Annotated in this window: 24 protein-coding genes and 2 other annotated features; of the genes, 6 read left to right on the top strand and 18 right to left on the bottom strand. The window is 48.8% G+C overall.

Annotated features, from left to right (window positions below; translation table 11 throughout):
- Positions 1–77 precede the first annotated feature (77 nt).
- From HP552_RS25675 to HP552_RS25635, 9 genes are all read right to left on the bottom strand, one after another.
- On the bottom strand, positions 78–365 hold the full coding sequence (locus tag HP552_RS25675) for a hypothetical protein (protein WP_175398213.1): 288 nt from the start codon (positions 363–365) through the stop codon (positions 78–80).
- 179 nt (positions 366–544) lie between these two features.
- Positions 545–1,033, bottom strand: coding sequence for a DinB family protein (locus tag HP552_RS25670; protein WP_175398212.1), 489 nt, complete (start codon positions 1,031–1,033; stop codon positions 545–547).
- 775 nt (positions 1,034–1,808) lie between these two features.
- Complete coding sequence (groL, locus tag HP552_RS25665; protein ID WP_175398211.1) at positions 1,809–3,440, bottom strand: chaperonin GroEL; 1,632 nt, start codon at positions 3,438–3,440, stop codon at positions 1,809–1,811.
- 73 nt (positions 3,441–3,513) lie between these two features.
- On the bottom strand, positions 3,514–3,795 hold the full coding sequence (groES, locus tag HP552_RS25660; protein ID WP_090918205.1) for a co-chaperone GroES: 282 nt from the start codon (positions 3,793–3,795) through the stop codon (positions 3,514–3,516).
- A gap of 397 nt (positions 3,796–4,192) precedes the next feature.
- Positions 4,193–4,975 carry a twin-arginine translocase subunit TatC gene (gene tatC, locus HP552_RS25655; RefSeq protein WP_175398210.1) on the bottom strand — a complete coding sequence of 261 codons (783 nt, stop codon included), beginning with the start codon at positions 4,973–4,975 and terminating at the stop codon, positions 4,193–4,195.
- Positions 4,976–5,053: 78 nt separating this feature from the next.
- Positions 5,054–5,302 (bottom strand): twin-arginine translocase TatA/TatE family subunit, encoded by a 249-nt coding sequence (locus HP552_RS25650; RefSeq protein WP_175398209.1) that lies wholly within the window; start codon positions 5,300–5,302, stop codon positions 5,054–5,056.
- Positions 5,303–5,486: 184 nt separating this feature from the next.
- On the bottom strand, positions 5,487–5,972 hold the full coding sequence (locus HP552_RS25645; protein ID WP_024630749.1) for a MogA/MoaB family molybdenum cofactor biosynthesis protein: 486 nt from the start codon (positions 5,970–5,972) through the stop codon (positions 5,487–5,489).
- 37 nt (positions 5,973–6,009) lie between these two features.
- The gene (gene moaC, locus HP552_RS25640) at positions 6,010–6,501 is read right to left on the bottom strand and encodes a cyclic pyranopterin monophosphate synthase MoaC (RefSeq protein ID WP_175398423.1); all 492 of its coding nucleotides are present in this window, start codon (positions 6,499–6,501) and stop codon (positions 6,010–6,012) included.
- A 29-nt stretch (positions 6,502–6,530) separates the two neighbouring features.
- On the bottom strand, positions 6,531–7,154 hold the full coding sequence (locus tag HP552_RS25635; protein ID WP_175398208.1) for a 5-formyltetrahydrofolate cyclo-ligase: 624 nt from the start codon (positions 7,152–7,154) through the stop codon (positions 6,531–6,533).
- Positions 7,155–7,436: 282 nt separating this feature from the next.
- Here HP552_RS25635 and HP552_RS25630 point away from each other — a divergent pair, with 282 nt between their 5' ends.
- Positions 7,437–9,392 carry an ABC-F family ATP-binding cassette domain-containing protein gene (locus HP552_RS25630; protein WP_175398207.1) on the top strand — a complete coding sequence of 652 codons (1,956 nt, stop codon included), beginning with the start codon at positions 7,437–7,439 and terminating at the stop codon, positions 9,390–9,392.
- A gap of 575 nt (positions 9,393–9,967) precedes the next feature.
- Here the strand turns inward: HP552_RS25630 and HP552_RS25625 are convergent.
- The 7 genes from HP552_RS25625 to HP552_RS34715 all read right to left on the bottom strand — a co-directional run bounded on the left by HP552_RS25625 (position 9,968) and on the right by HP552_RS34715 (position 16,113).
- A complete protein-coding gene (locus tag HP552_RS25625) occupies positions 9,968–11,524 on the bottom strand; it encodes a 2-isopropylmalate synthase (protein ID WP_175398206.1) in 1,557 nt (518 codons plus the stop codon).
- A gap of 213 nt (positions 11,525–11,737) precedes the next feature.
- Positions 11,738–12,039, bottom strand: a binding site (T-box leader).
- A 54-nt stretch (positions 12,040–12,093) separates the two neighbouring features.
- Positions 12,094–12,434 (bottom strand) — a binding site (T-box leader).
- Between the two features lie 87 nt (positions 12,435–12,521).
- Positions 12,522–13,577 carry a tRNA (adenosine(37)-N6)-threonylcarbamoyltransferase complex transferase subunit TsaD gene (tsaD, locus tag HP552_RS25620; RefSeq protein WP_175398422.1) on the bottom strand — a complete coding sequence of 352 codons (1,056 nt, stop codon included), beginning with the start codon at positions 13,575–13,577 and terminating at the stop codon, positions 12,522–12,524.
- A complete protein-coding gene (rimI, locus tag HP552_RS25615; protein ID WP_376768991.1) occupies positions 13,574–14,086 on the bottom strand; it encodes a ribosomal protein S18-alanine N-acetyltransferase in 513 nt (170 codons plus the stop codon). Before rimI ends, tsaD begins: the two co-directional genes overlap by 4 nt.
- 28 nt (positions 14,087–14,114) lie before the next feature.
- Complete coding sequence (gene tsaB, locus HP552_RS25610; protein WP_175398421.1) at positions 14,115–14,963, bottom strand: tRNA (adenosine(37)-N6)-threonylcarbamoyltransferase complex dimerization subunit type 1 TsaB; 849 nt, start codon at positions 14,961–14,963, stop codon at positions 14,115–14,117.
- A 2-nt stretch (positions 14,964–14,965) separates the two neighbouring features.
- The gene (gene tsaE / locus HP552_RS25605) at positions 14,966–15,448 is read right to left on the bottom strand and encodes a tRNA (adenosine(37)-N6)-threonylcarbamoyltransferase complex ATPase subunit type 1 TsaE (RefSeq protein ID WP_175398204.1); all 483 of its coding nucleotides are present in this window, start codon (positions 15,446–15,448) and stop codon (positions 14,966–14,968) included.
- A 187-nt stretch (positions 15,449–15,635) separates the two neighbouring features.
- Entirely contained in the window at positions 15,636–15,812 is a 177-nt protein-coding gene (locus HP552_RS25600) for an H-type small acid-soluble spore protein (RefSeq protein WP_127538296.1), read from the bottom strand.
- A 4-nt stretch (positions 15,813–15,816) separates the two neighbouring features.
- Complete coding sequence (locus tag HP552_RS34715; protein ID WP_217506571.1) at positions 15,817–16,113, bottom strand: hypothetical protein; 297 nt, start codon at positions 16,111–16,113, stop codon at positions 15,817–15,819.
- Positions 16,114–16,306: 193 nt separating this feature from the next.
- Between HP552_RS34715 and ku the strand changes: the two genes are divergently transcribed.
- From ku to ligD, 5 genes are all read left to right on the top strand, one after another.
- The gene (ku, locus tag HP552_RS25590; RefSeq protein WP_175398203.1) at positions 16,307–17,209 is read left to right on the top strand and encodes a non-homologous end joining protein Ku; all 903 of its coding nucleotides are present in this window, start codon (positions 16,307–16,309) and stop codon (positions 17,207–17,209) included.
- 274 nt (positions 17,210–17,483) lie between these two features.
- Positions 17,484–18,353 carry a VOC family protein gene (locus HP552_RS25585; RefSeq protein WP_175398202.1) on the top strand — a complete coding sequence of 290 codons (870 nt, stop codon included), beginning with the start codon at positions 17,484–17,486 and terminating at the stop codon, positions 18,351–18,353.
- A 178-nt stretch (positions 18,354–18,531) separates the two neighbouring features.
- Positions 18,532–19,629 carry a GerAB/ArcD/ProY family transporter gene (locus HP552_RS25580; RefSeq protein ID WP_175398201.1) on the top strand — a complete coding sequence of 366 codons (1,098 nt, stop codon included), beginning with the start codon at positions 18,532–18,534 and terminating at the stop codon, positions 19,627–19,629.
- A 44-nt stretch (positions 19,630–19,673) separates the two neighbouring features.
- The gene (locus HP552_RS25575; RefSeq protein ID WP_175398200.1) at positions 19,674–20,630 is read left to right on the top strand and encodes an ATP-dependent DNA ligase; all 957 of its coding nucleotides are present in this window, start codon (positions 19,674–19,676) and stop codon (positions 20,628–20,630) included.
- A gap of 42 nt (positions 20,631–20,672) precedes the next feature.
- Positions 20,673–21,563 carry a non-homologous end-joining DNA ligase gene (gene ligD, locus HP552_RS25570; protein WP_175398199.1) on the top strand — a complete coding sequence of 297 codons (891 nt, stop codon included), beginning with the start codon at positions 20,673–20,675 and terminating at the stop codon, positions 21,561–21,563.
- Between the two features lie 69 nt (positions 21,564–21,632).
- Here the strand turns inward: ligD and HP552_RS25565 are convergent, their stop codons facing one another.
- Together HP552_RS25565 and cls are read right to left on the bottom strand one after the other, a co-directional pair.
- A complete protein-coding gene (locus tag HP552_RS25565) occupies positions 21,633–22,541 on the bottom strand; it encodes a YitT family protein (RefSeq protein WP_095360683.1) in 909 nt (302 codons plus the stop codon).
- Positions 22,542–22,886: 345 nt separating this feature from the next.
- Entirely contained in the window at positions 22,887–24,326 is a 1,440-nt protein-coding gene (gene cls / locus HP552_RS25560; protein WP_175398198.1) for a cardiolipin synthase, read from the bottom strand.
- Positions 24,327–24,646: the final 320 nt, after the last annotated feature.

The raw sequence follows: 24,646 nt of genomic DNA, 5'->3' as shown, positions 1-24,646 counted from the left end.
AGATCTTCTAAAAGATAAAAAAAGCCCCTTGCCCACATCATGTCGGGCAAGGAGCTCATCAAAGCATGCTGCATCAATTAGAAATCAGATGTTGCGATTTGGATCGTACCTGTAGAAGCACCTGCCGCCGTAGTCAACAAAGCAGCGACGAGCAGCAAATGAACCGACAACGTAAGACTGTTACCCGCAGGAATCGTATACGTTATAACGGGTGCGTTGACACGGGTTACAACCAGGTCTACCGGAAAAGGACCAAAATTGTTGACCGTGATGCTGGCATTTGTACCTCCAAACAGATTCTCGTAATACGATTTCCCTACGCTTGCAGCCAGGTTGTAAAACTGTTGTGGTAAAAGGATGGCCATCGAAATCACCTCCTTTTTGCTTTGATACGGTATTCTATGTTTGAAATCTAGCATTGTAACGGTAAATTGACCGAGGAATTACGTCTATTTTTGCTAGACTTCATAGTTTGTATAGACTAATAACACAAAAGCCCCCGAGGGCGCGACACAAGAAAGTGTCTGCCTTCGGGGCCTCACTATTATGCATATAACATGAAGAAGTTTAACTCATGCCCTTGTTGCTTAAGATAGTTGTACAACTGGGAACGATGATGAAATACATGTGTTACCGTCTCAATTTGCCATTTAACCTGTACATGTCCATGTTCCATATAGAAGGCTTTGGTGGAGCGGTTCAACAGATCCTCTTCGCTCAGTGATACGATATACGCTTTGTACGTTTCAAAATTGCGCCACAACGTGGCTTCCAGTTGTTCAATATCCTCTATGCCGGATAGACTATTCTCTATCGTTCCTACTTCCGATTCACTCTTCTCCTGCATAATGGCAAGATCTGATGCCGTGATCTGGATCCAGTGGTGGACCAGCTCCACCAGTGAACGCATATTCTCCTGAGGACGGTAAGCCCATTCTTCCGGACGAATCAGGCGAATCAGAGACGCTCCGGTTCTTACGCCTGTCTCCAGTTCGTCCAACAAGTGATCCCTAATTTGCATTGTTCCATTCATAGATTAAGTCTCCTTTATGTTATATTCTCTCGATTCCAGTATAAACGAAGGCTCGGTTGGTCTATTGTACAATTCGGACAACCTCCTTCGATGCTCTCTGGCAGCGGTCAACGGGGTTTCGCCGTACAACTTCCGCTCTGTATAATTGCCACAGTAAGCAAATGAGTGCTGCTCACAGACAGCATTGTATGTTATCAGGATATCCGTACAACCATCCGGTAATACCCAGCTGGGCACACCTTCCGTCAAGTTATAACCGGCATAAGGAGTTATGCCCGATTCCCCGAAGCACGCTATATAAGCTGTTAACACGGGAGATGGTGGTTGTTCAATGTAATACGTTTGTAGATCCATTCCGTTAATCTGAATCGGTTAAAACAACGGATGCAACCTGGCGTCCACTGCTGGCCTCCCTCCCCCATCGTATAGTTTTTTTCTATCCATCTATTTCATTCTATATCATATCATCAAAAGGATAATTTAGGAAAAAAATGCCCTACCGGAGGACAATCCGATAGGGCCAGTCACACATCTATTTAACACGAGAAGGGGTTTACAAGATTCATCTTACCTTGGCTACCTTAAGTGAATCTGAAAATCAGATGAAAGGTACATCAAATTGGATTTCCCGTTTTTAGCCTGCCCATCCTTTTGTCACGGAACAAAACAAAAAGATCCCAAAAGAGGTCACTTATACAAGTGCACATCTCTTGGGATCTTCTTTTACTCATGAATATGAGTTGCTAGATGTATGACAAGGTTTTTACACCTTTGCTTACATCATGCCGCCCATTCCACCCATGCCGCCCATGTCAGGAGCGCCAGCAGCGCCTGCAGGTTCTGGCTTGTCAGCGATAACCGCTTCAGTTGTCAAGAACATAGCTGCTACGGAAGCTGCGTTTTGCAGCGCATAGCGAGTTACTTTCGCAGGGTCAACGATACCTGCTTCAATCATGTTCACCCATTCGCCAGTAGCAGCGTTGAAGCCTACGCCCACTTGTTCTTTTTTCAGACGTTCCACGATTACGGAACCTTCTTCGCCAGCGTTAGCCGCGATCGTGCGGATTGGAGCTTCCAGAGCGCGCAGGACAATGTTCACGCCTGTTTGCTCATCGCCGGACAGGCTTACACCTGCAACCGCGTGATATACGTTCATAAGCGCTGTACCACCACCGGATACGATACCTTCTTCAACCGCAGCGCGAGTTGCGTTCAGGGCATCTTCGATGCGCAGTTTGCGTTCTTTCAATTCTGTTTCAGTAGCCGCACCGACTTTGATTACTGCTACGCCGCCGGACAATTTAGCCAGACGCTCTTGCAGTTTTTCTTTGTCGAACTCGGAAGTTGTTTCTTCCAGTTGTGTACGGATTTGGCTAACACGTGCATCGATATCGGATTTGTTACCAGCACCGTCAACGATGATTGTGTTTTCTTTGGTTACACGGATTTGACGAGCTGTACCCAGTTGTTCCACAACAGCGGATTTCAGGTCCAGACCCAGTTCTTCCGTGATTACTTGGCCACCAGTCAGGGCAGCGATATCTTGCAGCATTGCTTTACGACGGTCACCAAAGCCTGGAGCTTTAACAGCTACAGCGTTGAATGTACCACGCAGTTTGTTCACAACCAGCATCGCCAGCGCTTCGCCTTCGATATCTTCAGCGATCAGTACGAGCGGTTTGCCTTGTTGTACGATTTTCTCAAGCAATGGCAGGATGTCCTGTGTGCTGGAGATTTTTTTGTCTGTGATCAGGATGTACGGGTTGTCCAGAACAGCTTCCATTTTGTCCGTGTCCGTGATCATGTATGGAGAGATGTAACCGCGGTCGAATTGCATACCTTCAACCACTTCCAGCTCTGTTGCGAATCCACGGGATTCTTCAACAGTGATAACGCCGTCTTTACCCACTTTTTCCATAGCTTCAGCGATCAGTTCGCCTACTTCTTCGTCAGCTGCAGAGATTGCTGCAACTTGTGCGATGGATTGTTTGGTTTCAACCGGTTTGGAGATGGATTGCAGCTCAGCAACAGCCGCTTTTACCGCTTTGTCGATCCCTTTACGGATACCGATTGGGCTGGCGCCTGCAGTTACGTTTTTCAGACCTTCTGTGATCAGCGCTTGAGCGAGTACAGTAGCTGTTGTCGTACCGTCACCGGCAACATCGTTGGTTTTGGTTGCTACTTCTTTAACCAGTTGTGCACCCATGTTTTCGAATGCATCTTCCAGTTCGATTTCTTTTGCAATGGTAACACCGTCATTCGTGATGAGCGGGCTTCCGAATTTTTTCTCCAGAACCACGTTACGGCCTTTAGGACCGAGTGTTACTTTTACTGCGTTAGCCAATGCGTCCACACCGCGAAGCATGGAGCGACGAGCGTCTTCACTAAATTTAATGTCTTTAGCCATGGTAAGAAAACCTCCCTAGTATATTGTGTAAAATGGTATTGCTATATGGTTCGGTTAACCGATTAAATTTGAATTAGTCGAGAATCGCGTGGATATCGCTCTCTTTCATAATCAAATATTCTTTACCTTCGAATTTGATTTCTGTTCCGGCATATTTGGAGAAGATTACGCGGTCTCCTTCTTTCACTTCCAGAGCTACACGTACGCCGTCTTTCAGTGCACCCGCTCCAACGGCAATAATTTTGCCCTCTTGCGGTTTTTCTTTAGCAGAGTCCGGAAGTACGATCCCGAAAGAAGTTGTTTGCTCTTGCTCCAGTGGTTCTACCAATACGCGTTCACCTAAAGGTCTGATCATGAAAAATAGCCTCCTTTTGAAATTATATAACGTTGCATTGTAGGTTGTAGCCATATGTATTAGCACTCGACAGTGTTTAGTGCTAACAACCAACTTTATGATACTCAACTTGAAGCATGATTTCAAGTCCTTTTCATGAATTCATATGAGAATTTACGCTGCATTAACATCAGGACACCGAAATGACGTGCTTAAGTACTGTATCCCTTGTTGAATAGCCCCCGGTTCAGAGCCACAAGTGAACCCTACAACCGAACCAGCAGATTGCCCTTCTCCATTGTATCCATTGCTGGACAAAATATGCCTGCCTGTCCCAGAACTAATACACCAAAATCTCAGTACAATGTAAGCATCCTGTCTAAAAGAAGATAAGAATAAGAGCACAGGAAAATGCCTCTTAACCTGCGCTCTGCTCATTTTTGGCACGAACATATCGGGACTCTGCCGCTTCATCGGCTGCAAGTTGCTTGCGATATACAATGGCGGACAGAAACACACTGATTTCATACAAAAGCAGTAAGGGAATCATGACGAGCAGATCGGATATGAAATCCGGCGGTGTCACGACCACTGCGATAAAAATAAGGACAAAATAGGCTACCCGGCGCATTTTGCGAAGCCTGATCGGATTCAATATTCGCAACCCTGTCAGGAACATGATGAGCAGCGGAAGCTCGAATAACAGCGATACCGGCAGCACAATGCCAAACAGGAAACTGAAGTACTGCTTCATCCCGTACGTCTCCACAAGCCCCATCTTTTCCGTAATCGTAGATGTAAAGGCAAGTGCCATCGGAAACACCACATAGTACGCAAAGGCCAGTCCAACCAGAAATAACAGAAATACATAAGGCACATACTTCAACGTGGCTTTTCGCTCACGCGGTCTCAAGCCTGGACTGACAAACTTCCAAATCTGAAATACTGTAAACGGCAATGTAATAATTAAGGAAAACAACCCGGCAATCTTCATGTAGATTCCAATTCCATCCCAGAAAGAGAAAGCATGCAGCACAAAACCCTGAGCCGATTCTGCTTTGGTCAAATAACGGTACACCGGGTCTGCTACAAAAAAGCCTGCCACCAGGCCCAAAATAAAAACGCTCAACACATAGATCAGCCGCTTGCGCAGCTCGCTCAAATGTTCCGCAATGGTCATTTCTTCATTCTGCTGCGTCATTCCTGCCCTCCATTGTTGCCAGCTTAAAATACAAAACCCTTCCGGCAGGAAGGGATTTCTCATTCATTGCCGTCAAGACTACTCCGGCAGGCGCTTGTCCGCAGGCTTGTGGGCGGGCTGACTTTCCGCTGCCAGCGGTTTGTCCTTATCCTGCTCTTTGCGAGTGGACGAATCATCATCAGAGATAATGTCACGTGCGCCTTCTTTGAATTCACGGAAGGTACGTCCGACTGCACGTCCCAGTTCCGGCAGCTTGTTGGGTCCAAACAACAACAACGCGATCACGGCCAGCAAAATAAAACCTGTTGGTCCAATGGAACTAAACATTGATATTCCTCCTCGTTTCAAGCTTCGAAGATGCGTACACTCGGCCATATACTCATAGATGCCTCTGCTGTATTTTGAATTAAGCCCATCATACCACAGATGTAACCACTTACATAACCCGCAAAATCAACTAAGGAGTATGAATGAACATTTCTTTTACGCTGCTGTTGGGTGAGTGGTTCTGTTATTGCTTGAATTGCCCTGTAACCATCAGAAGTGCTTCAGGAAGCTGATCCATGATCGCTGCCAGATGTTCATGCACTCCCTTCGGCGTACCCGGCAAATTAACAATCAGCGTACGTCCACGAATACCGCACACACCCCGGAACAGCATCGCTGAACGATTTTTGCCCATGACGCTGTATCTCATCGCTTCGGCCATTCCAGGAACTTCACGTTCAATGACCCGACGTGTGGCCTCCGGCGTAATATCACGAATCGCCAGCTCCGTACCTCCGGTTGTCAGTACCAGGTCGGCATGAAAATAGTCAGTCATCTCAATCAAAGCCGCAATAATCTCATCGGGTTCATCCGGAACGATGCGGTACTCCACGATTTCCCCACCCAGTTCTTCTTCCACAAGCTCCCGGATCACTTGTGCACTTGTATCCTCACGTTCCCCGCGGGCCCCTTTGTCGCTGGCTGTCAGGATTGCTGTTCTCCACACCATAAAGATCACCCTTCTCCTCTATGAAAATAAATGTCCCTTATCGGTTGAAATCACCGTTTTTACCACCACTCTTGGATTGCAGCAGGGTTGGTCCGATAATCATGTCTTTTTGCAATGCTTTGCACATGTCATAGATCGTTAATGCCGCCGCCGAGGCCGCCGTAAGTGCCTCCATCTCGACTCCGGTTTTGCCTTCGGTTTTGACGGTAACCTGGATCGATAATTCATCCAGGCCATTGTCCTCAAAACGGATATCCACACCATTCAGCGCGAGCGGATGGCACATGGGAATCCAGTCGGACGTTTTCTTGGCACCTTGGATCCCCGCAATTTGAGCTACGGCGAGGACATCGCCCTTTCCGATGCGGCCCTCCCGTATCGCTTCAAGCGTAGAGGGGTTCATCGTTACCTTGGATACGGCCACTGCCGTTCGCACAGTGACTTCCTTTCCCGAAATATCCACCATTCGGGCACGTCCCTGCTCGTTAAAATGAGTCAGCTTTCCTTCGCCCGAATCCGATCCATTCATTGCATTTGAGCTCAATACATCACAACCCTTTATTCGATATGTAGTATACCTTCGGTTGTCATCAACAGATCCATACGCAGATCAAGCGGGTCCATCGGGATTTCATCCTGCAGCTGTCCCGGCAAGACGAATGCAGCAAGAAGCGGCCTTCTACCCGCCGTATAACACTCCGCTTCAAGTATCTCGGCAAAGCGATCATAATAACCGCCTCCGTAACCGATTCGCCCACCGTGAGGATCATATCCCAGACCCGGTACAATGACGAGATCAATGTCCGGCCAGTCCTCGCGGTGAAGCACTTCACAGGTGTCTTTGGGTTCAGGAATCCCCCACACGCCAGGCTCGATATCCTTCTCGCCTCTCACCCGCCGCAATTCCATTCGTACTGGATTGGCCAGCACTTTCGGTGCGAACATCCTGTCGCCATGCTTCCAGCCATACTCAAACAGAAAGGTCGTGGGTGCTTCGCTTCCATAAGACAAGTAGCTGAAAATGGTCAGTCTCTGTTTATCTTGTCGAAGCCGCCGCAACTCACGTTTGGCTACAAGGCTGATTTCCATCATCGCGTGCTGACGAAGCGTTTCATCCATCCGATCACGACTCTGCCTTAGTCTGGAACGAAGCTGGCTTTTTTGTTCCGTCCGATCCTGCATGTCCCTGAATAACCTCCTGTTGATGTGGAAGGTAATTAAAAAAGCGTCAATACAAAAAAACAATTATATGTTAAGACCAGTTGTCATCTCGTTGAAATCATTAAAATGAGTGATTTTCTGCAAAATCCTCATGTAATAACATGCCTTCTTTCAGTTTATCACTGATTGAACAAAAAGACTACACGCGGGGGCTCTCCTAATCGGTGCATTTGATCTGTATTTCATGTAAACTGGAATGTAGTTGAATAATCAAGAACAGGACCTATGGAGGAACTTAATTATATGCTGCTGCAAGTATCCGGAATTATTAAACGTTATGGTGTCGATCCGATTCTGGACGGCGTGAACCTACAAATATTAGAGCGTGAACGCATCGGACTCGTCGGTGTAAACGGTGCAGGCAAATCCACCCTGCTCAAAATCATTGCAGGCGAAATGTCCTATGATGGCGGGCAAATTTTCAAATCCAAAGAAACCACACTGGGTTATCTCGCCCAGAACAGCGGCCTGCAATCCGACCGTTCCATATGGGAAGAGATGATGCATGTTTTCGCCCATCTCACCCAGGCTGAGACGGAACTGCGCAAAATGGAGCAGGATATTGCCGATCCCGCCCAGATGGAGGACGAGAAAAAATATGCGGACCTGCTTGAACGCTACGCCCAGCGCTCCGATTGGTTTAAAGACCACGGCGGGTATGCGATGGAAACACGCATTCGCAGCGTTTTACACGGGATGGGCTTTGGTGAATTCTCGCCTGATACTCCGATTGCCACGCTGAGTGGTGGGCAAAAGACACGTCTTGCTCTTGCCCGCATTCTGCTTCAGGCACCGGATCTGCTCATGCTGGACGAGCCTACCAACTATCTGGACATCCCGACGCTAACCTGGCTTGAAGATTATCTGAGAGGTTATTCGGGGGCATTGCTGGTTGTGTCCCATGACCGGTATTTCCTTGACCGGCTTGTGACTACCATTGTGGAGATCGAACGGCATCGCTCCAAAAAATATACAGGCAACTACAGCCGGTATATGGAACTGAAGGCTGCTGAGTATGAGAGTCAGATGAAGCAGTACGAGAAGCAGCAGGACGAAATTGCCAAGATGGAAGACTTTGTTCAGAAAAATATTGTACGTGCTTCCACAACGAAACGTGCTCAAAGCCGCCGCAAAGCACTGGACAAGATGGAACGTCTGGATAAGCCGATGGGTGATTTGAAAAAGGCACATTTCTCGTTTGAGACCGCGGTCATGTCCGGCAAGGAAGTGCTTCGTGTTGACGATCTTTCTGTTGCTTACGACGAAGCTTCTCCCTTATTCCGAAATGTGTCATTTGATCTGCGGCGCGGGGAAACGGTGGCCCTGATTGGCCCCAACGGGATCGGGAAATCCACGATGCTAAAATGCCTCACCGGAAGCCTGCGTCCGGTAAGCGGCGAGATCCAGTGGGGAACCAAAGTCCAGATCGGCTATTATGATCAGGAACAGACGGGCCTGAATCCTAACAATACCGTGCTGGAAGAGCTCTGGAGTGCCTATCCTGGCATGGAGGAAGCGAGAATCCGCACCGTGCTTGGCAACTTTTTGTTTAGCGGAGATGATGTACTCAAAAAGATTTCATCGCTGAGCGGTGGGGAGAAAGCCCGGGTCTCCCTTTCCAAGCTCATGCTCAAGGAAGCCAATATGCTGATTCTCGACGAGCCTACGAACCATCTCGACTTGTTCGCCAAAGAAGTGCTGGAAGCGGCACTCATGGACTATGAAGGCACACTGCTGTTCATCTCCCATGACCGTTATTTCCTCAACAAAATGGCCGAACGTATCGTGGAGCTGCACCCCGGAGGAACAGAGCATTACCTCGGGAACTATGATGACTATATGGAGAAAAAGCAGGAGCTGGAGGACATTGCACGTGAAGCTGCAGAAGCAACGCTCGCTTCTTCCAAGCGGTCTGTCAAATCCGAACAGGAAACAACGGAAAAGTCGGGAGCCGCTTCATTCGAAGCCGACAAGCAAGCCAAACGCGAGGAGCGAAACCGGCAACGGAAACAGGAAGCGTTGGAACAGCAGATTGCCGATCTTGAAACAGAAATTACGGAGCTTGAAGCCCAGATGGCCCTTCCAGAGGTGTATCAGGATTATATGAAACTGCAGGATCTCCAGAATGATGCAGAAACACGCAAGCTTCAGCTCGCCAAGGCATACGAAGACTGGGAAGCCCTGGCTATGGAATCCTGAGCTCTCATTTCTTATGATTCCAGAACATTCAACTTACGCAAGCAAAATAAAGAAACAGTAGAAGCCGATTCCTTGATGGGATCGGCTTTTTTGTTAATTTATTAATAAACATATGAATTTATATTCAGCTTTTTTCATTTGTCAAATTTACTCGAATTTTGAAAAATATTTTTCAGCTGACTCTTCTCCTATTTATCCACAGGTAAGCAAGATAGCAAGCAAACCACTCAAGTTAATTATACAGCGGTAGAATCGCATTTTTGAATAAAAACCATATTTATCCACCGAGTTATCCACGTTATCCACAGTTTTGTGGATATTATTACTACACACTATCCCCTAAACCCTTTTATTTTCGAAAACTTTGCTGGATTGACTTCGCATTAGTTACCCACAAATTATCCTGAATATGTGGATAACTATAATCACATCTTGACAGATCGTTTTTTACCCATATAGATTATTACACATAATAAGACAAAAGCAGACCTTTGTAAATAAGGTCTGCTCTTCAGAATCGTAATGAACCACATCATTCTTTATTTAGCTCCATCAACCATCAACTATCAACCTGTTTAAACGTGTACCGACTTGTCACTTTCAGAAGACTCTGCCTTGAGCCCAGCTGCATTACATGCCGCGACATAGGCAAGACCCGCCGCCATAACGATATCATTGTGTGTAGCAGTCCCCCTGAATTCCCGCCCTGCACGTTCCACCGCAACAGCCGCCTCTGCCGTTGCTTCTTCTCCCCCGCTCAGTGCATGGATCTCCATGTCCACGAAGGTAATATCATCGGAAATACTCTGACCGATCGCACGGATGGCCGCTTCTACCGGACCACTGCCAACCGCAGAATACGTCTGTTCGCCTGCACCTGTCCGGATTCGAACAGCTGCCATCCGATCAGTCATGCTGCCTGCCGTTACCTGCAGTTCGACCAGCTCATAATCCTGCGCAGGGATGTTCATCGTCTGGCTGACCATTTGCAGCAGCTGATCGTCACTGACCACCTTCTGTTGATCGGCAGTTTCTTTGAATACTTCGTACAGCTGCTCCATTTGCTGCTCATCAGGCTCAAATCCGTATTTGCGAACACGGTCTTTCAGCGCATGACGACCCGAATGTTTACCCAGAATAATCATGCTGCGCGGAATACCCAGTGCTTCAGGATCCATGATTTCATATGTGTTCCGATTCTTCAGCAATCCATCCTGATGGATTCCGGATTCATGCTGGAACGCGTTGCGTCCAACGACCGGTTTGTTGTAAGCAATCGGGAAATGCATGGCCCGGCTGATCTGGCGGGAGGTTTCGTACAGCTGATTCAATTTGATATTCGTCGTGGCACCGATGGCATCTCCACGCGTTTCGAGTGCCATAATCAGCTCTTCCAAGGCACAGTTTCCTGTACGCTCTCCTATCCCATTAATCGTTACTTCGATTTGGGAAGCCCCATTCGCTATCGCAGCCAGGCTATTTGCCACCGCAAGTCCCAGATCATTGTGACAGTGAGCACTGTACCTCACTTGATCGCCGCCTCTTGCCCCTTCGCGGACACGGCGAAACATTTCTCCGTACTCATGCGGAAGCGCATAACCGACCGTATCCGGCAGATTGATAATGCTGGCGCCAGCTTCAATAGCTACCTCAACCATCTCGATCAGATCATCCATCTTGGTGCGGGCTGCATCCATGGCAGTGAATTCCACGATATCCGTGAATTGGCGTGCATAAGACACCATCTCACGTGCAGTAGCGACGACTTCACTCCTCGGACGACGCAACTGGTGCTCAATATGAATATCCGAAGAAGAGATGAACAGGTGAATTCGGCGACGTGCTGCATCAGCAGTTGCCTTCACCGCGGCATCGATGTCTCCTTTGACCGCACGGGCAAATCCGCAAATTTCCACGTTTTGCAGCTGTCTCGATATCGCCTGGACCGCCGCGAACTCACCCGGACTTGAGATCGGGAATCCAGGCTCGATGACGTCAATACCCAGAGAAGCCAACTGATGTGCCAGTTCAATTTTTTGCTCAGGCTGCAGACTCGCTCCCGGTGCCTGCTCTCCATCGCGCAGTGTCGTATCAAAAATCTCAATCATTCGTTTGTTATTGTTCGTTGTCATATTCATCAACCTCCATCAAATTTAATTGTATATTGGATTTGGGGATCGGAACGAGGCGTTCGCTTCCCGTTTTCTATGTTTATTCATTCGCATTCCATGCCGATGTGCACGTCGACTTGCACGCCGGACTCATTTCTTTTTCAAACCATGATTATTGGAATCCCATTGCCCACCCTGCTGCCGGCAGCAAACACAAATAACCCGCCATCTCATCTAAGAGACGGCGGGTTATTTCCCCTCCGCGGTACCACTCTTGCTTGACGATCCCGGCCTGCGCCGTGAATCATCCACCTCGTCGTCTCCAGTCTCACCATTAGTACGCTGTTTGAAGCGTGTAAAGGATTGTTCTGGAGAAACACCCTATAACGGAGGTCAGCCGTTGCCGTGTACACAGGACTTCTGCTTCCACAGCTCCGTTCCCGGGCGAGATTCAAACGATATCAGCCACTGCGTCGCACCACCCCGCAGCTCTCTGAGCGCTTCATCGTTCTACTGCTCCCGTTCATTACATTTATCGTATGTAAAAACCATTTTTCCAATCAAAAAAGCCTGCCCTCTCTCGCAATATTGCAAGAGACGACAGGCTATAACCTTCGCGGTACCACTCTTGTTGACTTTTCCATTCACCTGAGGCAGATTCCGGTATGCGTCCATACGGTTCTATTCCCCAAGGATGACTAAAAGTCCCCTTAGTCATTGCAGAGCTCATATCCAAAATGCAGATCATTCACCCTACAATGGCCCAATCACGGAGGCGACCCGTAACGATGTACTTCGGAATCTCCAGAGAGTTACCGTGTTCCATCATTCCGCTTCCAGGCGAGTTTCAGGTTTCCTTCGACTGCGTTGCACCACCCCGCAGCTCTCTATGACCCGGATGTACCCTACTGTTCCTGTTCATTGCGTTTTAATTCAGGACTTCAATATCCTGTTTAAATTTGTAACTAATATACATTCTTCACATATCGGCTGTCAACTCTTTAATTCAAATGCTTGTCTACACGGACTGGACAGACCAGGCCTCCAAGGATAATCCCGGATCTGCCTTGGCATCAAATTCCGATATTTCGCCCCGCTGCCATTTCAGATATGCGGCAGCTCCGATCATCGCTGCGTTGTCCGTACAATACTCCATCGGCGGAATCAACAATTCGAGTCCCTCCTTGGCACAACGCTCCTGCAATGCAGAGCGCAAGCCGCGGTTAGCCGCTACACCTCCGCACAGCAGCAATTGGCGTGATCCATATTCACGAACGGCTCTTACTGCTTTCTCCACCAGAACCTCCACGACAGCTTCCTGGAACCCGCGTGCAACGGCCGATGGCTCCAGTGTTTCTCCGCGCATTTTGGCCTGATTGAGTGCATTCAGCACAGCCGATTTCAAACCACTGAGACTAAAATCATATGAACCGGCTTCCAGCCATACCCGAGGTAATGGCACAACCTGCTCTGCTTCGGACGCCATCCGGTCCACATGAGGGCCGCCTGGATATGGGCACCCCAGTGCTCGTGCTACCTTGTCATAGGCCTCACCTACAGCGTCATCCCGTGTGCGGCCGATCAGTTTGAACTTGCCTTCAGATTCCATATGCACAAGCTCCGTATGCCCGCCAGACACAACAAGTGCCATCGCAGGGTACTGCAGCTCATGCGTAAGCCGGTTGGCATAAATATGGCCGGCAATATGATGTGTGCCAATAAGCGGTTTGCCCAAGGCCATGGCAAGCGTTTTGGCTGCAACGATACCGACCAGCAATGCACCAACCAGTCCCGGTCCTTGGGTCACCGCAATTGCACTCAAATCTCTGGGGCGGATGCCGGATTGGTCAATGGCTTGCTCCATCATCAGGGTGATTACTTCGACATGCTTGCGTGAAGCGACCTCAGGCACAACTCCGCCAAATGCCTTATGTGTCTCAATCTGGCTGGAGATCAGGTTGGACAGCACTTCTTTTCCATCCTTGACCACGGCAACCGATGTTTCATCACAGCTGGTCTCCACCGCCAAAATATAGGATGGAGCTGATTGTTGTTTATCACTCAGTTCATTCATGAATCCGTTACGCTTCCTTCCTCTTCGCCGCTCCGGCCAGCAGGCGGCAAATTCGCCCACATAATCATCGCATCCTCCTGATTGTCGGAGTAATAGCCTTTGCGAAGACCTGCCGATTCAAACCCTTTTTTCTCATACAAACGCTGGGCAACAAGGTTTGACACCCTGACTTCCAGCGTCATTCGCTCCATGCCAAGATATGCCGCTGTCTTCATGAGCTCATCCAAAAGCTTTTCGCCTAGCTTGCGCCCACGGTAAGCCTGTCTGACAGCAATGTTTGTAATGTGGGCCTCATCCATAATGGTCCACATTCCGGCATATCCAATGGCCGTACCGTCCAGTTCCATGACCATATATTTGGCAAAATGATTATTCGTCAATTCGTTTCGAAATGCTTCTTCCGTCCAGGGCATTGTAAAAGCCTCATATTCAATAATCATAACATCAGGGATATCATTCAATGTCATGAGTCTGAACTGAAGCGCTGCATTCTGCCCGTACGCTTCCATACCGTCCATCCGGCTCGCCACCCTTTCTTCAGCCTTTGCGCAGTAGATTGGCTTCCGCTTCAGCCAGCTGGGTGTAATTCGGCACCAGCGCATGTACGTCATCGCGCTGCCCTGCAAGCAGCGCTTCGGCGCCGAGGCGCCCGATCCAGCGGCCTTCCAGCTCATAGGGAACGAGCTGGAGCGCCGTTCCTGCGGGGCAGCGGAGCTCAGCCGCTGCTGCCGCATGCGGGCCCGTCTCGCCGACAATCCAGACGGCAGCGGGCCGCTCTTCCGGCGCCGCCTCCGCCATGCGGGCGGCGAGGGCTTCCAGCCATCCGTCCACCAGGCGGATGGCATCAGGCGCCAGCCGCCGGGGCGCATCGCTCCCGGCGGAGGCAAACAGCGCGGTGTAGGCTTGACCGCGCCGTGCATCCACGAGCGGAACGATCCAGTGGACAGGGGCGGCACCTGTGCCGCCCTGGTCCGCGGATGGCGTTCCGCCAGCCCCTGCTGCGGCATCCTCTGCCGCAGCTTCGGCCTTGGCCGTGAGGCCGCGGTGCCAGCCGCCCCAGGCCATTGCCTGCAGGCTGGACACCCCGGCAACGGGGATGTCCCATGCCCAGGCGAGCGTTTTCGCCGCGGTCACCGCAATGCGGATGCCCGTGTATGAGCCTGGGCCAATGCCGACGGCAATGCCGTCCAGCCTGCCTGGCTCTGTGCCGCTGGCTGCCAGCAGCTGTTCCATTACAGGCACGACGTGCACGGAGTGATTCCGTTCGGCACGTTCATTACGCTCCTCCAGCAGCGCGTGATCTTCCATCACCGAGGCAGCCATCACCGCGGTGGACGTATCCAACGCCAAAAACCGCTGACGCGGCTTTTTTTGTAAATCTTCCATCATCATTTGACTCCATTCTGTCTGAACTGCCGGCATATGGCGGCATAAGTCTCACCGTATCCATCCAGCGTAATCGTGCGATCCTCCGGACCGGTCGTTTCTATCTGTACATGCAGATGCTCTTCAGGCAGCAGCTCGGGAATGATACTGGCCCACTCCACCAGACTGACTCCGGCACCATAGAAGTATTCATCCAGTCCAAGCTCGTCCGCTTCTTCCAGTGAAATACGGTACACATCCATGTGATATAAAGGCAAACGCCCTTCATATTCCTTGATTAGCGTAAACGTCGGGCTGTTCACCACTTCACGTATACCCAAATGCCAGGCAAACTTTTGTGAAAATGCCGTTTTGCCCGCGCCCAAATCACCGTCCAGTGCAATTACCATTCCGGCGGTTGCCTGTTCGGCAAGTGCGGACGCGAGCGCTTCTGTATCTGCAATGCCATGGGAGTGATACACCCACTGCTCATGCTTCTGATTCAATATACGCCCCACCTTTGGCGGTCCAGCCGCCTGAGTTCACTTTGAACCTTATTATATCGGTCCCTTTCTTCCCCCGCAACACCGGGGATTGGAAGCGAAAGCGAGACCGGCCAGACCCAAAGACAAATAAACCGGCACCTGACGGCACCGGCTTTACCTGAACATCCTTCTTCCTGTCGTTTACTCTCTACTCCTCCAGGCGATCCACACGAACCGTCTGTGTATTACCGGGATTGCTGCCCACCTGAACGGTTGCCATTCCGTTGGCCTCATCCACATGTTCGATCCAGACCGGATCCCCTTCAAGTGTCACGGCAATGGTATCTTTCGAATCGTAGATTGCCTTGGCGCGTTTCACATCCATCATCTTATTCATACTCTCCTTCCGGATCATCATGTGGTTCACGAATCATCGTGTCAGTCGTACTCTCACCAATAAAGCCGTTATCCTCGGTAACCTGACCTCCACCTAGCCCTTCATTGACCATCCGATCGATGTCGAGCATGAATGATTCCCGGTCAAGTGGCAGCTTTTCAGAAGTCACCGCTTCCCAGTTCACCGCACTAGCTGGCGTATGGAACGCTTCGGAATCCTCAGCCCCGGCAATGGGATATGGAGAAAAGGCATGCTTGTGTGCTTCTTCTTCATCCCTTCTGTTCTTCATTTCGGCACCTCCCGGCTTGTTCATTTCGTTCACTTCCTGCTTCACATGCTTAAAAACCCTCTGCTTTTCAAGCATGTTTCTGTTATCATCCCCCAGTCAGCCTGAACCATACGAATTCGTACTGATGACGATTATCCCGGCACCGAGATGCCCATACTACTAATAAAAAGGTACCCCGGAAAGGAGCCGACCCATGCATACGGTCTGGAAAGGTGCAATCAGCTTCGGTCTCGTGCATGTCCCTGTCAAAATGTTCTCGGCTACCGAAGACAAAGACATCTCCATGCGATACATCCATAAAGTCTGCGGCAGTCCGCTCGCTTATGTACGACAATGTCCTTCCTGTGAAGTGGATGTGAAATGGGAAGAAATCACCAAAGGTTATGAATACGAAAAAGGAAAATTTGTACTCTTCGAGAAAGACGAGCTGGAGGCACTGAATGATTCGGCCAGCAAAACCATCACCATTCTGGATTTCGTGGACTTGACCGAGATCGATCCGATCTATTTTCAGAAAACATATTATCTGTCCCCGGACCAGGCCGGCGGAAACGCCTATCAGCTGCTGATGACCGCCATGCGCGATACCGGAAAAATTGGCATAGCCAAGGTTTCCATTCGTTCGAAAAGCAGCCTGGCTGCAATTCGCGTGCTAGAGGATTGTCTTTCCATGGAAACGATTTTCTATCCGGATGAAATTCGTCCCGTTTCCCAGGTGCCAAACCTGCCCGAAGCCCAAAATGTCAATGATAAAGAGCTGACGATGGCGAAACTGCTGATTGACCAGCTGTCTACGCCTTTTGAACCCGGCAAATATACAGACGACTACCGTGAAAAACTGCTGGAACTTATTAATCACAAAGTTGCAGGTGAAGAAATCAAGATTGCACCGGCCAAACCGGAAGCAAATGTCATGGATCTCATGGCTGCACTGCAGGCCAGTATCGAGGCTGTCAAGCCCATTCCGGCTGACCCTGGAACAACGACAGCCAAACCCAAAAAACGCGCTCCCAAAAAGACCGTTCAAGCTGTTGTCGGAGGGGACACAGAAGCTCCCCCCAAAAAGAAAAGAGCCGCGTCCAAATCCAAAACATAACGAAAAATATAATCGAGTTCAGCACGATCCGTCCGGCTCTGGCAGCCGGATTTTTGTTGTTCAGACTTCCATTACCAAAACAGTGACTCCTCTTTCCAATCTGAAAAATCAATTGACGAAAGATAATTTATATTTTATATTAACTTATGAAAAGTAACTTATTTATAATTATAAAGTTTAGCCTTTATGATTCAGAATTCATTAACGTTACCATACCTTCATTGTCATTTAGATGAGATGAATAAAACCATTTATTTATTAGGAGGATACTCTTATGACTACCCCATATCAAATCCCCAGCACCACCCATTTGGGCGAAGTAAGCCTGAAAATCAGCAACCTGGAGCGATCCATTCAATTTTACACGGAAGTGGTCGGACTCCAAGTATTGGAACGTCACGAAGGGGTGGCAACGATGACTGCTGACGGCAAACAGTCCCTGGTGCGTCTTGAAGAGCTAACCGATGCGGTGACTCTGCCTGTTCGTTCACACGCCGGATTGTATCATTTCGCCATTCTGCTGCCTGACCGCAAGTCACTTGGTCTTGCCCTTCGCAACCTCGCTGCCTCCGGCATTGAGATTGGTCAGGGCGATCATCTGGTGAGTGAGGCATTCTATATTTCTGATCCGGACCAGAACGGAATTGAAATTTATGCAGACCGTCCGCGTGATACCTGGAGACGGGATGCAGACAATAACTACATCATGTCAAGCGATCCGGTGGATGTGCAGAGTTTGTTTGACCTCTCCGAGAATGAGCCTTGGAATGGCCTGCCTGCTGGAACCGTTATCGGTCACGTACACTTTCATGTACGCAGCCTGGAAGAATCCCGCCGCTTCTATACAGGTGTGCTCGGTTTTGATGTCGTAGGCAATTTCGCTGGTATGTCAGCTCTATTTGTTTCCGCCGGCGGGTATCACCACCACATTGGCCTGAATATCTGGGCTGGGACAGGCGCGCCGGTGAATCCGGACCGTGCCACAGGGATCGACTATTTTACCATCGTATACGCCGGACAGGAACCATTGCAGCAAGCTCTGGAACAATTGCGGCAGCAAGGTGCCGCTCTTGAAGAACATGATGGCAGCTGGTTTACCACCGACCCGCAAAATATACGTGTTCGCTTGATCACAGCCGGATAAACCTGTTATTTGATGACTTTCTTATAAATTCATAAATCCCATGTTATACCGAGACAGCTCGGACAGTGTGCAGCTCTTTTCTATGAGATTGCCAATGTCCGGGCTTTTTTATTATATATTTGGTGAAATTGGCGCATCCTAACCTAATATCCAGCTCGACAAACGAAGGAGAATCCAAATGGTTGAAAAGGGACGTTTGACGGTAAGGCAGCTTGGCGCCTTACTGTTCCTCTGTACAATTGGTGAACAGATTCTCGTATTTCCAGCCATGATCACTTCGTTCGCGCACGAAGATGCCTGGATATCTGCGTTGCTGGGCGTCGCTGGGGGAATCGGGATTCTGTCCATCATGCTGGCAGCCTACAAACTTCATCCCCGGCTGAATTTGGTTGAGAATGCACTTCGAACATTAGGACCTTGGATCGGGGGTTTGTTCAGCTGTTTTTATTTGTTTTATTTTCTGATCAGTACATCCACATTCGTCAGGGAAATCGGCGATTTCATGTCCACCCAGATCTTACACGATACACCACTGTGGATTGTACATCTGCTCTTTGTCTGCCCTCTGGTATGGGGACTTATATGCGGTCTGGAGTGTATAGCCAGAAGTGCCGAGGTTTTTCTCCCATTAGTTGTATTGTTTCTGCTTATATTGACGGTGTGTCTCCTTCCTCATCTCAAACTGGAAAATATCCAGCCTGTTCTCGCCCAAGGCTTCCTTGATCCATTCCGGGGCTTCATTGCAGTACTTACTTATCCGTACTGTGAGTTATGTATTTTCATGATGCTGTTTCCTTACGCCAAGCAGGAGCCACACCTGGAGAAGGATATCCTTCTGGCAGGACTTATTGGCGGTCTGATGCTAACACTGACGCTGACCATTTGTCTTCTCGTGATGGGGCCCTTTATGACACAGCATCATTGGTTCGCTTCATTTCAACTGTCGGAAAAGATTAATATAGGCAACTTTCTGCAGCGGATTGAAGCCTTCATGGCATCCGTGTGGATTATCGCTGTTTTTTTCAAAAGCATTCTGTTCTTCTATAGTTTTGTCTTAGGAATTACACATCTGTTCAGCCTATCCAGCTACCGTTCACTTATCCTGCCGTCAGCTCTTCTAATTCTGGCCATGTCCGTTCTGGTTTCTCCAAATCAAATTTTCTACCTCAAGGTGATTATTCCCTATTGGATTGATTGGGATCTTACCTGCGGTATCGCACTCCCTGTACTGCTCATTCTGGTACATCAATTCAAATCACGTTTATCCAAAATATAAATATCCACAGCCCGCAGCAGATTATGACAGAAAGGAGCCTGCACATGTTCACACCTTTGACCCCGTTTGAGCCTATATCCCGGGATAACATTCCAACCGGACCCAACTGGATTGCTCAGGTGAAATGGGATGGCGTTCGCATGCTTGCTTACGAGGATGGCAATGAACTCAAATTGATAAATCGCAGACTGCATGATCGAACTGTCCAATATCCCGAGCTGGTTTCCGCACGAAACCTGTGCAGCGTTCCCTCTTATATCCTGGATGGCGAAATTATTGCGCTAGACCCGGAAACGGGAAAACCTTCCTTTTACCATGTACTGCGCCGGGACCGCATGAGCAGACCTGACGGAATTGCCCAAGCCGTGCATCAGATTCCGGTGACGTATATGGTTTTTGATATTTTGTTCTGTGATGGAACATGGGTCACCGACCAGCCGCTTGCAGAGCGCCAGCGCCTCCTGCACCAGGTGCTTAACACGGGCCCACACGTACAGGAAGTGACCAACACCTCCGATGCCTCCTCTTTGCTCACGGTTATGAGGCAGCACCAGATGGAAGGTATTGTCTGCAAAGATCTTACAAGCACCTATGCTATCAACGGCAAGGATCAACGCTGGCAGAAAGTCAAAATCATGCATGATCTCTACGCCATGATTGGCGGGGTCACCTACCGGAGCGGCATCGTTAATGCCATTGCCGTTGGCGTATATGATGGACCGCATTTTGTCTATATTGGTCATGTGGGCACTGGCAAGCTGAACTCCGCCACCTGGCGTAAACTTACAGAAGAAGTTGAACCTCTGATTCAAAAGGAAAGACCCTTTTACAATGTGCCCGAGCGAAGTGCAGAGACTACGTGGATAGAGCCCCGAATCGGCGTCAAGGTGCAGTACATGGAACTGACTCAGCATCGGACCCTGCGCCACCCGAGTATACAAACATTCGCAGAGGTCTCACGTGATGATTGTCTTGCCAGTCAACTCGTTATCGAAGTGTGAATTTATATTACCGCGTTCATGTTGTATAGAGGAGGTGTTTATATGGCCCGTACGATAAAAGGTACCATTACTATAGAAGGCACGGAGCTTACCGTAACCAATCCGGACAAGCTGCTGTGGCCTGAGGCAGGGGTAACCAAAGCCATCTACTTGCAAAAGCTTGCGGCCATCGCACCCTTTTTGCTTACGTACACAAGAAATCGGCTTCTAACCACTATTCGTTATCCGCATGGCGCAGGCGGTGAATTTTTTTATCAGAAAAATGTACCTGAACCGATTCCGGATTTTGTGCGCACCGAGATGCACGAAGGCATCCGCTATGTCGTGATGGATCGCCTGCCGGAGTTGCTGTGGCTTGGCAATCTTGCTGCCCTAGAGTTTCATCCCTCTCTGCATGCCGTGGGGAGCCATCTGCCATGCGAATGGATGATTGATCTGGACCCTTCACTTGAAGAGGAACCCCGCATTATGCAGGCCGCCTTGATTGTTGGAGAAACGCTGACTTCCCTGGGATTGAGATCTGTACCCAAAACCTCTGGGGCAACAGGTATACAGATCATCGTTCCGATCCGTCAGGGTGTTACTTTCGATGAACTGCGGTATATTGGTCATTTTGTTGGCAAGTATGTTACCCAGAAGCATCCTGACCTGTTCACCTTGGAGCGACTCAAAAAGGATCGCGGGGACCGGATTTATTTTGACTATCTGCAGCATTATGGCGGCAAAACCCTGGCAGCTCCGTATACGCCACGTGCAAAACCCGGGGGTACCGTATCCACTCCGCTCACTTGGGAAGAAGTAAGAAACAACGTCTCGGTCAAAGACTATCATTTGATGAATATTGTGGAGCGGTTGCAGCAGGTAGGCGATCTCATTGCATCCGTTGAGCCCCAGCCTGTTGAGCTGATCACTCAGCATCTGAAAAAGAAATAGCCGGCAACCCTCAAACCAAGGGTGCCGGCCATTTTTTTATTATATGCATGTTACATCGAGTAAGACTCGCTAATGGATACCTTTTTTCTTGAAACGTCCGCCCTTGACGTCATGAATGTTACCGATCGCCACAAATGCTTGCGGGTCCCAATCTTCAACGATGGACTTCAGCTTCGCTTCTTCCAGACGAGTGATAACAACAAAGATGATCTTCTTCTCATCCCCGCTGAATCCGCCCTCTCCATCCAGGAAAGTAACGCCGCGACCGAGACGGTCCGTCAGCGCTGAACCGATATCGCGGTACTTCTCACTGATAATCCATACCGATTTGGACTGATCCAATCCTTCATTGACGATATCGATCATCTTCATGGCGATGTAATAGGCAATCATGGAATACAGGGCATTCGGCCAACCGAATACAAATCCGGCACCTGCGAAAATAAAGACGTTAATAAACAGAACAATCTGTCCTACCGACAGCGGTGATTTCTCACTCAGCAAAATGGCTACAATCTCCGTACCGTCCAGCGATCCGCCAGAACGGATAACGAGCCCGACACCCACACCCAGAATCAATCCGCCAAATACCGCTCCGAGCAATGGTTCACCCGGTGTCAATGCCGGCACATGGTGCAATAATGAGGTCCCGATGGACATCACCACGATCCCGAGCAGCGTGGATAACGCAAATGTTTTACCAATTTGTTTATAGCCGAGAATCAGAAAAGGCAAGTTGAGCAGAGTCAGGAAAATCCCCAGCGGCAGATGCGTAAGCTCTGACACCATAATCGAGATCCCCGTGATTCCTCCATCAATTACGCCATTGGGCACGAGAAATATTTCAAGTGAAACAGCCATCAGTGCAGCACCGATCAGAATCATCACAATACGTTGCAGGAGCTTAAGCGTAAATACCGAGCTTTTTACATTCCGATCCGGCTTCGATGTTATTTCTTTAACCGTTACATTGGACATGGTATCCCCCCCGTTTGATTGATATGTGAATCAATTTCATAAAGCATTTAAATACTGAAAGGGGAACCTACATATAGTAGAAAACGATCTCGCTTAACTCTATAAGTACCCTTCTTATAAGTAACTAAAGGCAATATGAAATGGATTCAAATATGTCTTAATTCCGGTTTACACTTCGAAAAGAGAGCAAAAGGGAGCCTGTTTCCCGCAGACCCCCCTCCTTCGCCAAGACATGATTTATATATTTATTATATCATAAAAGATCAAATTTGAGCAAAATAGTTAGCAAAAAGAAGATAAATTCAAAAAAAGTGAATTTATCTTCAGAAATCGAACCTAAAACGGCTAAAGCAGCGGAGAAAGCATGCGAGAAAGGATTTCTGCCCCCTTTTGCCCTCGTGAACGTCCCTGAAATGCCTTAAGGTCGATCTTGCTGGACACCTTCAAATCCTTTTCAAAATCCGCTATCAAACGATCCATGGAGGAGGATTCAAACAGAACGGCTGTAAGTTCAAAGTTGCAGAAAAAACTGCGCATATCCATGTTGGCTGTCCCCACGGTGGCAAGCAGCTCATCCACAATCATGACTTTGGCATGTACAAATCCTTTTCGATACTGATAAAACTCCACCCCAGCACGGAGCAATTCCTCCACATACGAGAGGGAAGCCAGATGCACAAGCCGTGAATCAGACTGATAGGGAATAATGATCTTCACATCCACCCCGCTTACAGCAGCAGTCTTCAGCGCTTCATACAGGGCAGGATCCGGAATGAAATAAGGACTCGTAATATAAATGCGTTCACAGGCTACCGAGATGGCTCCAAAACACATTTCCTGAATCGCATCCCACTCCTGGTCAGGTCCACTGGCCAGAATCTGAATTTTTTCGTCCCCGCTGCATATATGAGGCGGAAACAGTTCTTTTAACTGCGTTTCGGTAATCTGCTCACCGGAAGCAAGCTTCCAGTCGTTAAGAAATGTGTTTTGCAGGAAATAAACGGCGTCACCTTCCAGCTGCATATGCGTATCCCGCCAGAACCCCATTTTATGGTATTTTCCGAGGTAATCATCCCCGACATTAATGCCGCCCACAAATCCAACCCTTCCATCCACGACGATAATTTTCCGATGATTCCGGTAATTGACCCTGCGATCAATGGTGGCAATCAGCGGAGGAAGGAAATAATGGAATTCCACCCCGGCATCCTGAAGCTTGCGGATAAAACCCAGGCTCATTTTGTGGCTGCCAAGACCGTCACAGATAAACCGGACTCTTACACCTTCACGTGCCTTGCGAATCATCACTTCCTGAAACTTGGTACTGATTGCATCATCACGAAAAATGTAAAACTCCACATGCAGATGATGCTTCGCCTTCTCCATTTCCCTTAACATGGCCGGGAAGGCCTCTTTCCCGTTCGTTAACACTTTGCTTCTGTTGCAGCCCGTGATAGGGCTCTCCGACAGATGGGACAGCAGATTAAACAACCGCTGCTGGTGCATAAAGCGATTGTCAGGCATTTCGGCTGCTTCCTTCACAATATGAGCCTGCTCCCATATCGTTTCCTTAATCTCCCTGAAAATTCTCGATCCGGCTTTGCGTACTTTTTTTCGTTTGTTGAAATCCTGTGCCACGAAGTAATACACGATAAAACCAATCGGAGGCACACAAAACAAAATAAACAGCCAGGCCACCGCTTTGGACGGATTTCTGAACTCCAATATGATAATGGTGGCTGCCTGGAAAATAAAAACGAGTAAAATAATGACCAGCCAAAACATTCCGGCTTCCCCCTCGATGACAATCTTGCCTTTCTCTCTCACTTCATCAGTTTTGACGATAAAGCATATAGCTAATCATAGATACCCAATGTTGGACCTATTCGTAACGTCCGTATAGATAAAACTTTACATACGCAAACTAATCTTAGGGTTTACTGCCCGCCTGCTATGCTGAAATGGCTGTCTATTCTGACTGTGTTTGCATCTACATATTCTCCATCAAGTCTGAGAAACCGCATCACACCGCCATTTAGAGCATTTCACCTTCCATAGTCTTCCTCTTTTGCTCCGCAGGAGGTGGTCTTCTGGCGTTAAATTCG

The organism is Paenibacillus xylanilyticus (assembly GCF_013359935.1).
GTDB classification, from domain to species: Bacteria; Bacillota; Bacilli; order Paenibacillales; family Paenibacillaceae; genus Paenibacillus; species Paenibacillus xylanilyticus.
Note: the sequence above shows the minus strand (reverse complement) of the source record. Positions and strands in the feature narration are given on the sequence as shown.

Coding starts and splice junctions, on each gene's coding strand:
- HP552_RS25675 (WP_175398213.1), bottom strand. CDS start 365: ATGGCCATCCTTTTACCACAACAGTTTTACAACCTGGCTGCAAGCGTA.
- HP552_RS25670 (WP_175398212.1), bottom strand. CDS start 1,033: ATGAATGGAACAATGCAAATTAGGGATCACTTGTTGGACGAACTGGAG.
- groL (WP_175398211.1), bottom strand. CDS start 3,440: ATGGCTAAAGACATTAAATTTAGTGAAGACGCTCGTCGCTCCATGCTT.
- groES (WP_090918205.1), bottom strand. CDS start 3,795: ATGATCAGACCTTTAGGTGAACGCGTATTGGTAGAACCACTGGAGCAA.
- tatC (WP_175398210.1), bottom strand. CDS start 4,975: ATGACGCAGCAGAATGAAGAAATGACCATTGCGGAACATTTGAGCGAG.
- HP552_RS25650 (WP_175398209.1), bottom strand. CDS start 5,302: ATGTTTAGTTCCATTGGACCAACAGGTTTTATTTTGCTGGCCGTGATC.
- HP552_RS25645 (WP_024630749.1), bottom strand. CDS start 5,972: ATGGTGTGGAGAACAGCAATCCTGACAGCCAGCGACAAAGGGGCCCGC.
- moaC (WP_175398423.1), bottom strand. CDS start 6,501: ATGAATGGATCGGATTCGGGCGAAGGAAAGCTGACTCATTTTAACGAG.
- HP552_RS25635 (WP_175398208.1), bottom strand. CDS start 7,154: ATGCAGGATCGGACGGAACAAAAAAGCCAGCTTCGTTCCAGACTAAGG.
- HP552_RS25630 (WP_175398207.1), top strand. CDS start 7,437: ATGCTGCTGCAAGTATCCGGAATTATTAAACGTTATGGTGTCGATCCG.
- HP552_RS25625 (WP_175398206.1), bottom strand. CDS start 11,524: ATGACAACGAACAATAACAAACGAATGATTGAGATTTTTGATACGACA.
- tsaD (WP_175398422.1), bottom strand. CDS start 13,577: ATGAATGAACTGAGTGATAAACAACAATCAGCTCCATCCTATATTTTG.
- rimI (WP_376768991.1), bottom strand. CDS start 14,086: ATGGAAGCGTACGGGCAGAATGCAGCGCTTCAGTTCAGACTCATGACA.
- tsaB (WP_175398421.1), bottom strand. CDS start 14,963: ATGGAAGATTTACAAAAAAAGCCGCGTCAGCGGTTTTTGGCGTTGGAT.
- HP552_RS25600 (WP_127538296.1), bottom strand. CDS start 15,812: ATGGATGTGAAACGCGCCAAGGCAATCTACGATTCGAAAGATACCATT.
- HP552_RS34715 (WP_217506571.1), bottom strand. CDS start 16,113: ATGAAGAACAGAAGGGATGAAGAAGAAGCACACAAGCATGCCTTTTCT.
- ku (WP_175398203.1), top strand. CDS start 16,307: ATGCATACGGTCTGGAAAGGTGCAATCAGCTTCGGTCTCGTGCATGTC.
- HP552_RS25585 (WP_175398202.1), top strand. CDS start 17,484: ATGACTACCCCATATCAAATCCCCAGCACCACCCATTTGGGCGAAGTA.
- HP552_RS25580 (WP_175398201.1), top strand. CDS start 18,532: ATGGTTGAAAAGGGACGTTTGACGGTAAGGCAGCTTGGCGCCTTACTG.
- HP552_RS25575 (WP_175398200.1), top strand. CDS start 19,674: ATGTTCACACCTTTGACCCCGTTTGAGCCTATATCCCGGGATAACATT.
- ligD (WP_175398199.1), top strand. CDS start 20,673: ATGGCCCGTACGATAAAAGGTACCATTACTATAGAAGGCACGGAGCTT.
- HP552_RS25565 (WP_095360683.1), bottom strand. CDS start 22,541: ATGTCCAATGTAACGGTTAAAGAAATAACATCGAAGCCGGATCGGAAT.
- cls (WP_175398198.1), bottom strand. CDS start 24,326: ATGTTTTGGCTGGTCATTATTTTACTCGTTTTTATTTTCCAGGCAGCC.